The sequence below is a fragment of the Cellvibrio sp. PSBB006 genome (assembly GCF_002162135.1).
Taxonomy (GTDB): domain Bacteria; phylum Pseudomonadota; class Gammaproteobacteria; order Pseudomonadales; family Cellvibrionaceae; genus Cellvibrio.
Genome location: NZ_CP021382.1, coordinates 4,544,523 through 4,558,455, shown reverse-complemented (window position 1 = coordinate 4,558,455; position 13,933 = coordinate 4,544,523). Strand labels below are relative to the sequence as shown.

General features: G+C 51.2%; 14 protein-coding genes. 8 read left to right on the top strand and 6 right to left on the bottom strand.

Annotated elements, in window-relative coordinates:
- Window positions 1–8: 8 nt before the first annotated feature.
- From galE to CBR65_RS18980, 3 genes are all read right to left on the bottom strand, one after another.
- A complete protein-coding gene (gene galE / locus CBR65_RS18990; RefSeq protein WP_087468308.1) occupies window positions 9–1,055 on the bottom strand; it encodes a UDP-glucose 4-epimerase GalE in 1,047 nt (348 codons plus the stop codon).
- Between the two features lie 182 nt (window positions 1,056–1,237).
- Window positions 1,238–1,927 carry a TorF family putative porin gene (locus CBR65_RS18985; RefSeq protein WP_087468307.1) on the bottom strand — a complete coding sequence of 230 codons (690 nt, stop codon included), beginning with the start codon at window positions 1,925–1,927 and terminating at the stop codon, window positions 1,238–1,240.
- Between the two features lie 382 nt (window positions 1,928–2,309).
- A complete protein-coding gene (locus CBR65_RS18980; protein WP_087468306.1) occupies window positions 2,310–3,251 on the bottom strand; it encodes a DMT family transporter in 942 nt (313 codons plus the stop codon).
- A gap of 439 nt (window positions 3,252–3,690) precedes the next feature.
- Between CBR65_RS18980 and CBR65_RS18975 the strand changes: the two genes are divergently transcribed.
- The 5 genes from CBR65_RS18975 to CBR65_RS18955 all read left to right on the top strand — a co-directional run bounded on the left by CBR65_RS18975 (window position 3,691) and on the right by CBR65_RS18955 (window position 8,923).
- A complete protein-coding gene (locus CBR65_RS18975) occupies window positions 3,691–4,908 on the top strand; it encodes a multifunctional CCA addition/repair protein (protein ID WP_087468305.1) in 1,218 nt (405 codons plus the stop codon).
- A 6-nt stretch (window positions 4,909–4,914) separates the two neighbouring features.
- A complete protein-coding gene (locus tag CBR65_RS18970) occupies window positions 4,915–5,688 on the top strand; it encodes a pteridine reductase (protein WP_087468304.1) in 774 nt (257 codons plus the stop codon).
- 131 nt (window positions 5,689–5,819) lie between these two features.
- A complete protein-coding gene (locus tag CBR65_RS18965) occupies window positions 5,820–7,313 on the top strand; it encodes a RimK family protein (protein WP_087468303.1) in 1,494 nt (497 codons plus the stop codon).
- 18 nt (window positions 7,314–7,331) lie between these two features.
- Window positions 7,332–8,297 (top strand): magnesium transporter CorA family protein, encoded by a 966-nt coding sequence (locus tag CBR65_RS18960; RefSeq protein WP_087468302.1) that lies wholly within the window; start codon window positions 7,332–7,334, stop codon window positions 8,295–8,297.
- 206 nt (window positions 8,298–8,503) lie between these two features.
- Window positions 8,504–8,923 carry an Hsp20/alpha crystallin family protein gene (locus tag CBR65_RS18955; protein ID WP_087468301.1) on the top strand — a complete coding sequence of 140 codons (420 nt, stop codon included), beginning with the start codon at window positions 8,504–8,506 and terminating at the stop codon, window positions 8,921–8,923.
- Between the two features lie 55 nt (window positions 8,924–8,978).
- On the opposite strand, the gene folK is transcribed toward CBR65_RS18955, so the two are convergent.
- From folK to tsaD, 3 genes are read right to left on the bottom strand one after another with little or no spacing between them, the layout of a single operon-like run.
- A complete protein-coding gene (gene folK, locus CBR65_RS18950) occupies window positions 8,979–9,494 on the bottom strand; it encodes a 2-amino-4-hydroxy-6-hydroxymethyldihydropteridine diphosphokinase (RefSeq protein ID WP_087468300.1) in 516 nt (171 codons plus the stop codon).
- A complete protein-coding gene (folB, locus tag CBR65_RS18945) occupies window positions 9,491–9,850 on the bottom strand; it encodes a dihydroneopterin aldolase (RefSeq protein ID WP_087468299.1) in 360 nt (119 codons plus the stop codon). Before folB ends, folK begins: the two co-directional genes overlap by 4 nt.
- 3 nt (window positions 9,851–9,853) lie before the next feature.
- Window positions 9,854–10,891, bottom strand: a complete 1,038-nt coding sequence (tsaD, locus tag CBR65_RS18940) for a tRNA (adenosine(37)-N6)-threonylcarbamoyltransferase complex transferase subunit TsaD (RefSeq protein WP_087468298.1) — start codon at window positions 10,889–10,891, stop codon at window positions 9,854–9,856.
- 191 nt (window positions 10,892–11,082) lie between these two features.
- Here tsaD and rpsU point away from each other — a divergent pair, with 191 nt between their 5' ends.
- The 3 genes from rpsU to dnaG all read left to right on the top strand — a co-directional run bounded on the left by rpsU (window position 11,083) and on the right by dnaG (window position 13,884).
- A complete protein-coding gene (rpsU, locus tag CBR65_RS18935) occupies window positions 11,083–11,298 on the top strand; it encodes a 30S ribosomal protein S21 (RefSeq protein WP_087468297.1) in 216 nt (71 codons plus the stop codon).
- Between the two features lie 66 nt (window positions 11,299–11,364).
- Window positions 11,365–11,820, top strand: a complete 456-nt coding sequence (locus CBR65_RS18930; RefSeq protein WP_087468296.1) for a GatB/YqeY domain-containing protein — start codon at window positions 11,365–11,367, stop codon at window positions 11,818–11,820.
- Window positions 11,821–11,877: 57 nt separating this feature from the next.
- Window positions 11,878–13,884 (top strand): DNA primase, encoded by a 2,007-nt coding sequence (gene dnaG, locus CBR65_RS18925; RefSeq protein ID WP_087468295.1) that lies wholly within the window; start codon window positions 11,878–11,880, stop codon window positions 13,882–13,884.
- The last annotated feature ends 49 nt before the right edge of the window (window positions 13,885–13,933 follow it).

Genomic DNA, 13,933 nt, shown 5'->3' with positions numbered 1-13,933 from the left:
TATTTTCATCATTCGTAACCGTTCGGATTCTGCTGTTGCCAACGCCAGGCATCCTGCATCATACGCGGCAAATCGAGATGTGCTTCCCAGCCCAACTCTTTCTTCGCCTTATCCGCATTGGCATAGCAACTGGCGATATCCCCCGGACGGCGCGGCGCAACCCGGTAAGGCACTTTGCGCCCACTCGCCGCCTCAAAAGCCTTCACCATCTGTAAGACCGAATAACCGCTCCCGGTTCCGAGGTTGTAAGCACGGCAACCGGCGCCAACATTATCCAGCCCTTTCAATGCCGCTACATGGCCTTGGGCCAGGTCGACCACGTGGATGTAATCGCGGACACCGGTACCGTCCACCGTGTTGTAGTCATCACCGAAGACACTGAGTTCTTTCAATTTTCCGATGGCGACCTGTGCCACATAAGGCAGCAGGTTATTAGGAATACCCGCAGGATCTTCGCCGATCATGCCGCTTTCATGGGCACCGACCGGGTTGAAATAGCGCAGCAGGGAGATGTTCCAGTCACTGTCCGGCGCATTGGCGATATCGCGCAGGATCTCTTCCACTATCAATTTGCTGCGCCCGTAAGGATTGGTCGCCGAGGTGGCAAAACTTTCGTCAATAGGCACACTGACCGGATCGCCGTACACCGTAGCGGAGGAGCTGAAAATCAGCTTCCACACCCCGAATTCCTCCATGACTTCCGTCAACGAAAGCGTACCGGCTACGTTGTACCGATAATATTTCATTGGAATCTGGCTGGATTCGCCCACGGCTTTCAGACCGGCAAAATGCATCACCGCCGCAATAGAATGTGCGGCGAATACCTCACGCATCCGTGCCTTGTCATTGATATCCACTTCATAAAACACCGGCTCCACGCCGGTAATAGCCGCCACTCGCTTAAGCGCTTCGGGCTTGCTGTTGCAAAGGTTGTCAACCACCACAGGCAAATAACCATTGGCGATCAATTCAACACAGACATGGCTGCCGATAAAACCGGCACCACCGGTGACGAGGATATGAGGGCGATCAGCCCGCTGCTGGGATGAAGTCATCTTGATTCCTGTGTCCCTTGAATAATAAATGTCAGGTAGATAAGCCTTGGAAGGTGCTCATCATACTGATTTAACAAAGGATGTTCACAGGAAAAATAAAGAGAAGAAAAGTTATTCGCGCGGCAGAAATAAGAAAGGCAAGCTTGCGCTTGCCTTAATGCTCTATACAAATAAGGTAAAACTTATTCAATCGGCAGAGAGAGGGTTACAACAAAATTGGTTTCGTCCGGAGCACCACCATCGTTGTCATCAACGATTTGACCCAAAGTGAAACTCAATTTGTCGTTGAATTTGTAAGTAGCATCGATGTGAGACACGCCATCAATACTGCCTGAACCAGCATCGTCGAGCATATGCTGACCGTACTTCAGACCAAACTTCTCGAAATTCAATTCAGCAGTCACATAGCTGTAATCTTCAGAGAATGAATCATGATCTGCATTGATCGCGTCATAGTAAGTTACTTTGAAGGGACCGAAACCAATGAACGGAACAACTTCAACGTAATCGCCAGGGCTTACTGGTTCAGCAACATCACCTGATTGGGGATTGGGATAAATGTAAGAAACAAAACTTACACCGTAACTAAAATCACCGGCACTACCTGAATATCCAGCGTAGATGTCATATTCACTGCCCAATACTTCATCACCCGATGATGCCCACACCCCTGCGAAGAAACCATTGGAGCTGACATTAACATCACCAATGATCGCAGCACTACCGCCCAGGTCATAACCACGCCAGTAGTACATGTTAGAAGCACCTACCGATGCAGACACCTCAACTGCATTGGCAGCCGGGATTACAGCGGTGGAAGCCAGAGCTGAAAGAGCGATAGCGCCGGCCAAAAATTTTTGTTTCATCTTCATGAGTTCTTCCTCTAGGTTTTAGGTATTGGTAAAGCCGTTTCTTTGTTGAGGCAGCTGTCGATATGATTCCGAACTAGCTTGCCCCGAATATTGCAGTTACCAAGCCAACTTTGTTTTTTACATATAAATCAAAAAGATAGAAGATGAATACAAGATGGCATACCGATATAAAAACACCTCAGCGCACAATAATGATGCAGAAAATCGGTTGCACCGCAGGCACAAAGCACCAAAACCGAGCAAAAAGATGACTTCGATAAAAAGGCTGGAGAAAAAGCTATAAAAACTGACAGAAATGACGTTTAACAGGCTAAAACACCGGCATAGCGCACAAAATCGAAAGATTCGGGGGAAGCTGCCCGACCTAAGTCGGGCATTAATCTCACGGCAGCTGCGCGGGCGGTTGGCGAGTAAGAATCTCGCCTCGCAATCGACGTATCGCATTGGAGCATGTTTCGTATAGCCGGACCAATCCTATGTCGATGTACAACAGCAATGCCAAAATCACCATACCCACGCCAAGCAATAACTGAAAAGTGAAACGCTCATCGGCGATCCAGACTCCCAGCAACATCGCCAGCAACGGCGTCATCAAGGTGACCAGCGATACCACACTGGCGGACAAGCGCTTCAGGATAAAGAAAAACAGCGTATAACCTAACAGGGAACCAAAGATCGCCAGATAGACCACCCCACCCAGGGTTTTATCCGACAGGTTTGTCGGTAACTGGCCATCCAGCCACCACCAGGTGAATACCAACCCCGGCAATGAAAATAATAACGAGCCCGTCATTTGCGCGAAGGCTTCTGTGCTTTCATTAAGGCGTTTCATCAAAACACTGCTGAAACTGAACAGCACACAGGACAACAGAATGCCGGCGATGCCATAAAGCCCCTGATGATCAATACGCAACTGGCCGTAAAAAATAACCGACAAACCTGCCAGCGCCATGATCAAAGCCAAAACTCGCCGCACCGTGAAAGGATTTTCACGCAGGATCAACAACGACAGCACGCCGGTAACGAAGGGGGACATAGCGAAAATCACCGCCACCAATCCCGACGGAATAAATTGGGCCGACCAGTACACAATCGGCATATTGGGAAAAATGCCAATAGATCCTGCCAGATAAACTTTCCAGGCGCCGGGCGGAAACAACCGCCGACGCAAGGCAAACAGGATCGGCAACGCAAATGCCACAGCTATCATCATGCGCGACAAGGCCGCCGCAATAAAACTGATACTGTCGCTACTCCATTGAATAGCCAAGGGGGTTGTTGCCCAGATGAGCACCACCAAAACATACGCCAAAAAAACTGCCACGATAAAGCTCCTTATCATTGATGCAGCGACGCGATTAGCTGGCCCCGGGAATTTTCTATCAACAATAAAAAAGGCCGCAGGGAGATCTCGCTGCGGCCTTTGTTGAAAAAGTGTTAAGACTATTCATCAAACTCCGCAAACGATAACGCGCGTGCCACCCAAAGGACGACATGCGGTGCGCGAATTCGTAGAGCGGATTTAATGACAGACATATTCAATAAATAATAAATGAAATGAACATCGACTTTAAAGGAAAGCAGTCAGGATAACAACTATGATTTCCCGGATACTTACAGTAGAGTGACGCAATCAGTAGAGAGTCTCAACCCGTAGAGAGACCCAACCAGTAGAGAGTCTCAACCTGTAGAAAGACCCGACGATACAACACCTTTATAAAAAGAGCCTGCATCGGGCTCCCATACGTTTAGCTTGAATCCCTATGAAAACTTTTTTGGTCGGCGGCGCCGTCCGTGACAAATTACTTGGCTACCCGTCCAGCGAAAAAGATTGGGTTATAGTCGGTGCCAACCCGAAGACCATGGAAGAGCAAGGGTTCATCCCCGTTGGCAAAGACTTCCCTGTCTTCCTGCATCCACAAACCCGCGAAGAATATGCGCTGGCGCGCACAGAACGTAAGACCGGTCACGGTTACGCTGGCTTTACCTTTTATTGCGCGGAAGACATTACGCTGGAAGAGGATCTGCGCCGCCGGGATCTCACCATCAATGCCATCGCTGAAGACGAGCAAGGCAATATCATTGATCCCTACAACGGCCGGCGGGACCTGGAACAAAAAATCCTCCGTCATGTTTCCCCCGCCTTTGCGGAAGACCCGGTACGCATTCTGCGTATCGCCCGTTTTGCCGCCCGTTATCATCACCTGGGCTTTCGGGTTGCACAAGAAACCCTGGCGTTGATGCATGCAATGGTTGTCAGCGGTGAAGCAAATCATCTGGTGGCGGAGCGAGTCTGGAAGGAGACGCAACGCGCACTGGGAGAAAGGTCGCCGGATATTTTTATTCACGTTCTGCGCGACTGCGGGGCGCTTGCGTGTGTCCTGCCTGAACTGGATCGGCTGTTTTCTGTTCCTATCCATCAAGATATGAATAATGCTTCACAGAAAGATAACAATGCCGGTTCGCATGCATTGGTGAGTTTGCAACAGGCAAGCCGACTCAGTCCTGAAGCCATTGCTCGCTTTGCCACCTTGCTGCATCCGTTGAATGAGCACAGCGGAGCAGCAGATGACAGTTTGCATAAGTCCTCTGCAATACACCATCTTTGCGAACGTATTGCAGCACCGAAAGATTATCGAGAATTAGCTTTAATCGTGGCAGAGTTTCACGCCCGCAGCCACAACGCACGCGAACTGGAACCGGACGTTTTATTAAACTTACTCGTGCGCACCGATGCCTTTCGACGTCCGCAACGTTTCGACAATTTTCTGCTGTGTTGCGAAGCGATCGCCCGCAGCGACAACACCACCTTGGCAGATTATCCACAAGCGAATTATGTACGCGAAATTCTACGGGCTTGCCAGTCGATTGATCTCAAAGCCATTACAGCAAAAGGGTTAACAGGTAAAGCCTTTGGTGACGAACTGGATCAGCAGCGGTTAGCCAAAATTCATGACATGCGCAGCCAGATAAAAGACTAAAGAATTATGCAAGATCATTCATCTATTCAATCAAATTCTTCTTCACGGCCCGTCGCGCTGATCACCGGTGGTGCGCGACGCATTGGTGCCGCAATTGCGGAAACCTTGCATAACGCTGGGTACAACATCGTGCTGCATTATCGCCACTCGGCTGCTGATGCCAGGTCACTCGCGAATAAGCTGAATGAACAACACCCGAATTCAGTGATTGCGCTCGCGGCAGATTTAAACCATCTTGCAGAGATTCAGCAACTGGCCCATAAGGTTTTACAGCAATGGCAGCGCCTCGATGTGCTCGTGAATAATGCATCCAGTTTTTTTCCAACGCCGTTAGCGGATGCCAGCGAATCGCAGTGGAACGATTTGATGAACAGCAATCTGAAAGCACCGTTTTTTCTTGCCCAGGCGTTTGCGCCGGAATTGCAGCAGCGCGGAGGTTGCATCATTAACATTGCCGATATTCATGCTGACCGTCCACTCAAACAGCATCCGATTTACTGTGCAGCCAAAGCGGGCAATGTGATGCTCACCAAATCCCTCGCGCGGGAACTCGCTCCCCGGGTGCGGGTCAACGGCATTGCACCGGGCGCCATACTGTGGCCAGAACAGGAAAATGCTCCGGATGAATCAAAGCAACAGGACATACTGCAAAAAGTTCCGCTGGCGCGCAGCGGCGGTCCTGATGATATCGCCCGAACTGTTAAGTTCCTGGTTCAGGACGCGCCCTACATCACCGGTCAAATCATTACTGTGGATGGCGGTCGCAGTCTCAGTCATTAACTTACGCAACTTACGCAACACCAAAGAATGTGAACGCCAATACAGAATAAAACTGATTGAGACACTGGCAGCCACGCTAAAAGCCGCTAAGCTAAACAGCATAGATTTTTAATGGAGAGGTTAAATTCTCAATGTCGCGTCTGTTAATTGTGGTTGAATCTGAACAGGACTGGGCGCCCTATTTTCCCAGCGAGCATGTCATCACTTTCGACAATTATCTGCAACTCAGCACCACCAAAACCAACCGTACCCGCGTCATCAACCTGTGTCGTAAATTCGGCTACCTGAGCAAAGGCTATTATTGTTCACTACTAGCTGAGGCACGCGGGCATTCGGTTATTCCTTCGGTCAAGACACTCAACGATCTGCGCAACCAGCACTCCTTCGCAATTATTCAGGAACACTTACACAGCCAATCTGAAAAATTCCTGAAAAAACTGGCGTCGCGCGAAGAACCGAAACTGGCTTTTTGGATATTCTTTGGCGAAAGCAGTGTACCGGAGCTGCAAAAACTGGCGCGCGAACTTTTTGAGCAGCAACCCTGCCCCATTATGCGCGCGGAACTGGAATGGGATGGCAGTTGGCGAGTAAGCAGCTTAAAGGTGACCGCCCTACACAGCTTGAAACAGGACGCGGAACAGGAAGCCTTTGCCAACGCGCTCGATCACTTCAGTGCGCAACTGTGGCGCAAGCAAAAGGCGCAGAAGATCAGCCGCTACGACATGGCCATCCTGGTTAGTCCTGACGATCCCTTGCCGCCCAGCGATGACAAAGCATTAAAGAAGTTTGTCAAGATCGGCAGCAAACTCGGAATACAGGTGGACTTTATCGGGCGCAAGGATATTCGCAAGTTGCCGGAATACGACATGTTGTTTATCCGCGAAACAACCAACATCAATCATCACACATTTCAATTTGCCTGCCGTGCCGAAGCGGAAGGGCTGGCAGTGATGGATGATCCACAATCCATCATTCGTTGCACCAACAAAGTTTATCTGGCCGATCTGTTTGCTACGCGCGGGATTCCAACACCCAAGACGCGCTTGATCTCCAATCAGTCGCCAGTGATTCTCGATAAAATCGCGGATGAACTGGGCTTTCCCCTGATTCTGAAAATTCCTGATGGTTCATTTTCGCGCGGCATGGTTAAAGCCGCTGATCGCGCCGCGCTGGATCAAGGTGTGGCCGAATTACTGAAACACTCTGCCTTGCTGCTTGCACAGGAATTTGTTTATACCGATTTCGATTGGCGCGTCGGCGTACTGAATGGCAAGCCCTTGTATGCGTGCAAGTATTTTATGGCACGCGATCACTGGCAAATCTACGATCACAATAACAAAACTGACCCGTCCGGTGGCTTTGTCACCATGCCGACCTATGAAGTACCCAAGGCGGTAATCAGCACAGCCATTAAAGCAGCCAGCATGATCGGCAACGGGCTTTACGGTGTTGACCTGAAGCAATTGAAAGATCGGGTGGTGGTTATCGAGATCAACGACAACCCCAGTATTGATGCAGGGGTAGAAGATGAATTTATCGGTGATGAGCTTTACCATATGATCCTGCAAGAATTTATTCACCGTGTACAGAAGATTCGCCACCTGAAAGAAGAGTTGTCGATTTAACGCTATAAGGAAAACACGATGATTAAAACTCAACTGCTGACGGCAGAAGGAACGCTAACGCAGGGAGGCGCGGAACAAATCCCTCTCTGGCAGGCCGACGCCGGCGCTTATATCTGGATTGATCTGGAAGGCGAATCACTGGAAGACGAGCGCAGGATGCTTGAGTCACTCGACTGCCACCCGCTGGCGATTGAAGATGTACAACGTTTTCGTCACCCGCCCAAAACAGAAGCGTTCGAAGACCATACATTAATTTTATATCGCGGCATTACCCAATTTAACGAAGATCTGACGATTGAGCAGATGACGATTGCCCTGTTTGTCGGCGAGCGTTCCGTCATCAGTTGTCATCCGCGGCCATCCACCGGCGTGCGTCATGGGTGGGAGATGGCCGCCAAAGATAATTTACTCCGGAGTCCTGCACTGATTGCCATCAGCGCGATGCACTATTCCGTGGGGCGCTACCTGGAAGCCATCCTTGCTTTTGAGCCCAACCTGAATGAGCTGGAAGATTGCATGCAGGAACGGCCCAACGACGAAACCATGCGCGAACTGATCGCCTACAAATCCCGTTTGCGCAAACTAAAACGTATCTTCAGTTATCACGAACGCCTCGCCACGAACTTACTGAAAAACATTCCCCAGGCATGGATTGATGAGGATGGCGACATCGAGCACGCGCTACAGGATTTATTCGAACGTTGCGAACGCTTACATGGCTTGTGCACGATGTACTATGAAATCTGCGGCGACCTGATTGAAGGTTATCTTTCCATTTCTTCACACATGCTAAACAACACCATGAAGGTGTTGACCGTTATTACGGCAATCTTTGTCCCCCTCACCTTTATTGCCGGCATCTACGGCATGAACTTCGAAAACATGCCTGAACTGCGGATGCAATACGGCTATTTTTATGCATGGGGAACCATGTTACTGGTCGCAGCCGGTTTTGGTTGGTTTGCTTATAAAAAGTGGCTTTGAAAACCCCTAAAAGCACTAAAGCATTAAAAGCCTTTGTGACTTGGCGCGGCTTTCTAAATTTACGATGGAAGCGATCATTAAAAATGATTGTCCGCACCCAAAAAGCAATCATTCATTGTTCTAAATCAAATACCCATCTGACAATGCGCTCATAATCCACCCATCCCCAGATCCCGGCTAATTAGCCATCACATCGGAGGTTGTTTATGAGTCTTATACCGCGCAACTCACTTTTTGACGTAGACCAATTACTCGAAAACTTTTGGACGCCGCTAAGAAGCGGTGCAGGAGTATCCTTTTCACCTCGCGTGGATATTAATGAAAAAAAGGATCGTTTTGAAATTACAGCCGAATTACCCGGCGTAGACAAAAAAGATATCCAATTGACCCTGGAAAATGGAATGCTTTCAATAGCCGCCGAGACACGGCAAGAAAGCAAGGACGAGAGAGACGGAAAAGTTATTCGCCAGGAAAGACGCTATGGCAAGTTTATACGCAGTTTTGATTTAGGCTCGGCAGTCAAGGAAAGCGACATTGATGCCAAATTCAAGGATGGGGTTTTGACATTACTGGTTCCTAAAGTGGAGTCATCATTGCCATCGAGCCATCGGATTGAAATTCATTAATTGCGTTGACTTATGCTGCAGCCTCTCCAAGCAAAGGAAGGAGAGGCTTTCTAACTTATCTGGCGTGAGAAATTTTTTGCCCTTTCCAATAAAAATCTACCGGCCATAATGATTGCGAGGCTTTATCATAAGCCTGCCATAAAGCTGAGTATGTCTTCTGCAGTTCAGGATGAAACTCTTCGGCAGCGATATCTGCCAACGGCAGCAACACAAAGGCATTTTGAATAACCTCAGCGCGTGGCAACGCGATGCCATTCTCAACCCCGACAAAATTACCGTAAGAGAGAATATCGATATCCAAAGTCCGAGGGCTGAACTTTGGACCTTGCCGGCAGCGGCCGTTGTCATCTTCGATTTTTTTTAGCACCTTTGACAGCTCCGGAATCGACAGCGCTGTCTGAACGCCCACCACCAGATTGAAAAAATTACTGCCGTTAAAGCCGACCGATTTACTTTCGTAAACGGTGGAGATGTTTAATTCACCAAAGGTGTCATGCAAGGCATCCAGTGCTGCCGCGATATGTTGATGGCGATGAATGTTGCTGCCCAAGCCGAGGTAGACCTTAATCATTGCGGTTTCGCCCCACGCTCGATAACCAAACCGACATCGCGCGCGCCGCGAATAGCGCCGGGTTTACTCAAGCGCAAGCGCAACCAGGGCACATTAAATTCATCGCGCACAATCTGCGCCACTTCTTCTGCCAGCGACTCCACCAATAACGCGTTGCGGTTTTCGACATAGGCTATAACGCGTTTGGACACGGCTTTGTAGTTCAATGCATATTGAATATCATCGGTTGCGGCGGCCTGGCGAATGTCCGTGGCCATCTCCAAATCAATACTCACCGTTTGGCGCACCTGGCGCTCCCAATCGTAGATGCCGATGATGGTGTCGATGTGTAAATCTCTGATGTAAACAATATCCATGAATCAATCCGTAGCGAGAGGCGATAGCGTGTTGAGTGGCCAGCGAGCACGCACATTGACCGCGAGCGATTCCGATTGTCCCGCCAGTAACCGCTGGCAACCGGCGTAAGCAATCATGGCGCCGTTGTCGGTGCAAAATTCGTGGCGTGCGTAGAAGACCTTGGCTTGAATTTTCGCCAAGGCAATTTCCAGCTCCTGACGTAGTTTTTTATTCGCGGAGACGCCGCCGGCAATCACCAGGGTTTTCATACCGGTTTGTTCCAGCGCCCGGCGACATTTAATCACCAGCGTGCTCACTACGGCATCCTGAAACGCGCAGGCAATGTCCGCGCAGGTTTGATCGTCGGGTAAACCGTCCGCCTGTGCATGAGCGGCCACAGTATTCAAGGTATAGGTTTTCAAACCGCTGAAGCTGAAGTCCAGCCCCGGCCGATCAACCATGGGCCGAGGAAATTCGAAACGCCCGGAAACACCCCGCTCAGCCAAACGCGCTACGTGCGGGCCACCGGGATAATCCAGGTCGAGCATCTTGGCCGCTTTATCAAACGCTTCGCCGGCCGCATCATCCAGCGATTCGCCGAGCAATTCGTAACAGCCGATGGCATCGACCTTGACCAGTTGGGTATGCCCGCCGGAAACCAACAGCGCCACAAACGGAAACGCAGGGGGATTTTCTTCCAGCATCGGCGCAAGCAAATGCCCTTCCATATGATGCACACCGATAGCGGGGACATCCCAGGCATAAGCGAGCGCCCGGCCAACCGAAGCCCCCACCATCAAAGCACCGATCAGGCCGGGACCGGAGGTGTAGGCAATACCCTGGATATCCCGGGGTAGGGTTTGGCTCTCAGCCATCACTTGATCAATCAGCGGCAGAATCTTGCGTACGTGATCGCGCGAGGCCAGTTCCGGCACCACGCCGCCGTATTCGGCGTGCAGGTCAATCTGGCTATAGAGCGCATGGCCCAGCAAGCCGCGCTCGCTGTCGTAAACAGCAATTCCGGTTTCATCGCAGGAGGTTTCAATCCCAAGTACGCGCATCGCTCTACCATCTATATATACAGGGGTGGCGTATGATAAAGGCGCTCTGACTCAGGCGCCAGTAAGTATTTAACATAGGTCCAGAGCGACGGTTGCGCCGGTAATAAGAAGTGTATAGAATCTGCGCCCCTCAGGTTCCCTGGTTTGCGACCCTGCACCAGAGGATGAATTAAGACATCAAAGGTAACAACATGCCTTCAGTAAAACTTAAAGAAAACGAACCTTTCGACGTTGCTCTGCGCCGCTTCAAGCGCGCTTGTGAAAAAGCTGGCATCCTGGCTGACGTACGCGCTCGCGAGTGCTACGAGAAGCCCACGACAGTACGCAAGCGTAACGCTGCTGCTGCGGTTAAGCGCCACGCTAAGAAAGTGCAACGCGAATCCAAGAAGTTTACCCGCCTGTATTAATTCCCGGGCCTTGGTTTCAATCCGGTACTGAACCGGATTCCGTGTCGTTCTGCTACAGGTTATCCCATGGCAAACACAGCACTGAGAGACAGCATCAATGATGCCTTGAAGAACGCCATGCGCGCGAAAGAGAAAGAGCGCGTGGCGGTGTTGCGTTTAGTTATGTCCGAATTCAAGCGCATCGAAGTTGACGAGCGTATTGAAGTAGAAGACGCGCGTGCACTGGCGGTGCTGGACAAGATGATCAAGCAGCGCCGCGACTCAGAGCAGCAATACCGAGCCGCCGGGCGTGAAGAGCTTGCCGCCCAGGAAGCCTACGAAGTCTCCCAAATCCAGGAATTCATGCCCGCTGCTCTCAGCAATGAGGAGTTGTCGGCGATTGTTACCCAAGCCGTTCGCGATGCCGGCGTGACTGACATGCGCGATATGGGCAAAGCCATGGCGCTGATCAAACCGCAAGTGCAAGGCCGCGCCGACATGGGTGCAGTCAGTAAATTACTGAAAGAACAACTGAGCCGCTAACAACCGAGCGTCAGTTGCTTATACTAGCAACTCATCACTCAACCCCCGCGACTCTTTATGGCCGGACTAATCCCCCAAAGCTTTATCGACACATTGCTCGACCGCGTCGATATCGTCGAGGTAGTTGACCATCGCGTTAAGCTTAAAAAAACCGGCAAAAACTACAGCGCCTGCTGCCCCTTCCACGAAGAAAAAACCCCATCCTTTACCGTCAGCCCGGAAAAGCAGTTCTACTATTGCTTCGGCTGTGGCGCCAGCGGCAACGCCCTTGGCTTTATCATGGATTTTGAGCGGCTCAGCTTCCCGGAATCTGTGGAGCAACTGGCACGACTGGTCGGCGTTGAAGTACCGCGCGAAGTGCAGAGCGAAGCCCAGGCACAGCGCGAGCAGGAGAAACGTAGCATCTATAGCTTGTTGGAGAAATCCAGCAGCTTTTATCAAAACCAACTGCGCCAGCACCCCAGCAAGCAAATGGCTGTTAACTACCTGAAAGGTCGCGGCCTCGACGGCAAGATCGCCAAAGAATACGGCGTAGGTTTTGCGCCACCCGGGTGGGACAATCTGCTTAAATCCCTGGCCGAGACTGACGAGGACAAACACCTGCTGATTGAAGGCGGGATGCTGATCCATAATCAGGACGAGAAGCGCGTTTACGACCGCTTCCGCCACCGCATTATGTTTCCCATCCGCGATACGCGTGGCCGGGTGATTGGCTTTGGCGGTCGGGTGTTGGGCAACGACAAGCCCAAATACCTCAACTCACCGGAAACACCGATATTTCATAAAGGCCAGGAGCTGTACGGGCTTTATGAAGCACGCCTCGCTTACCGCGAGCTGCCACGCCTGCTGGTGGTTGAAGGTTATATGGACGTGGTCAGCCTGGCACAATTTGGCATCCGTTATGCCGTCGCCACCCTGGGCACCGCCTGCGGCGAAGATCATCTGGACCGCGCCTTCCGCCACACCAATGAAGTCGTGTTCTGCTTTGATGGTGACAACGCCGGCCGTACCGCCGCACATCGCGCGCTGGAAAATTCACTCTCATCCATGAAAGACGGCCGCCAGGTTAAATTCCTGTTCCTCCCCGAGGGCGAAGACCCGGATACACTGGTGCGCCAAATCGGACCGGAAAAGTTTGAGCGGCTGGTAGAGCTTGCCGTACCACTGGAAGATTATTTATTTGATGCGGTGGCCGAAGGCTTGAATATCCGCACGATGGAGGGCCGCGCCAGCTTCAGTAAACGTGCTGCCCCACTGCTGGATCGCTTACCGAAAGGCGTATTCCGCGAGTTGATGTTTGAAAACCTGGCGACACGCACCGGGCTTAGCCGCAATGTATTGCGGGATTTAATCAGCCAGGCAGAGCCGGAACCCCTGCCCACGCCAGCCCCAATCAAAGCGGAAGCCAAACCGGCTGCAAATCCGAACCATCCAGCTCAACCACCGATTGAGCCGGATTACCCTGAATACGAGGATGATTATTTTGCCCAACAAACGCCGCCGCCAGATTACGACGGTTATTACGTCGACCGGCAGCCGCGTCGTATCGGGAAGCAGGATTATCAGCCGGAGTTGCAAGCCCATACACCGAGCAAATACCTGATGCCGCCTGCGCGGAAGGCCATCGCCCTGCTGCTCACCCACCCGGAACTCGCCACCAGCGAAGCGGATCACGATGGCTGGCTGGGCTGCGACGACAGCGACATCCAGATATTGGGTCGTCTATTGAAACTCCTGCACGAACGCAGCCACTACAACCTGTCGCATATCCTCGGTTATTGGCTAGGTGCTTACGGTACAGAAAACACTGAAAAGCTGGCCGCCATTGCTGGCCATGATTTGCTGCAAGCCACGAGTGCTATTACCCAGGTCCGACAGGACAAGCCGCCCAAGGCGGATTACGACACAACCACCGCGTTTTGCGACTGCATGGAAAAATTGCGCAAACAGGAAAGTGCAAAAAAAACCGCTCAACTGATGGAAAAACTGCGCAATGGCGACTTAACTCAAGAGGAGCGCAAGCACCTCGCCACGGAGGTCTTAGCGCACAAGATCATAAAGTGACCAACCGAAAAGAATTATGACGCCTATACCGCCAGCCGCTTGATTTCCT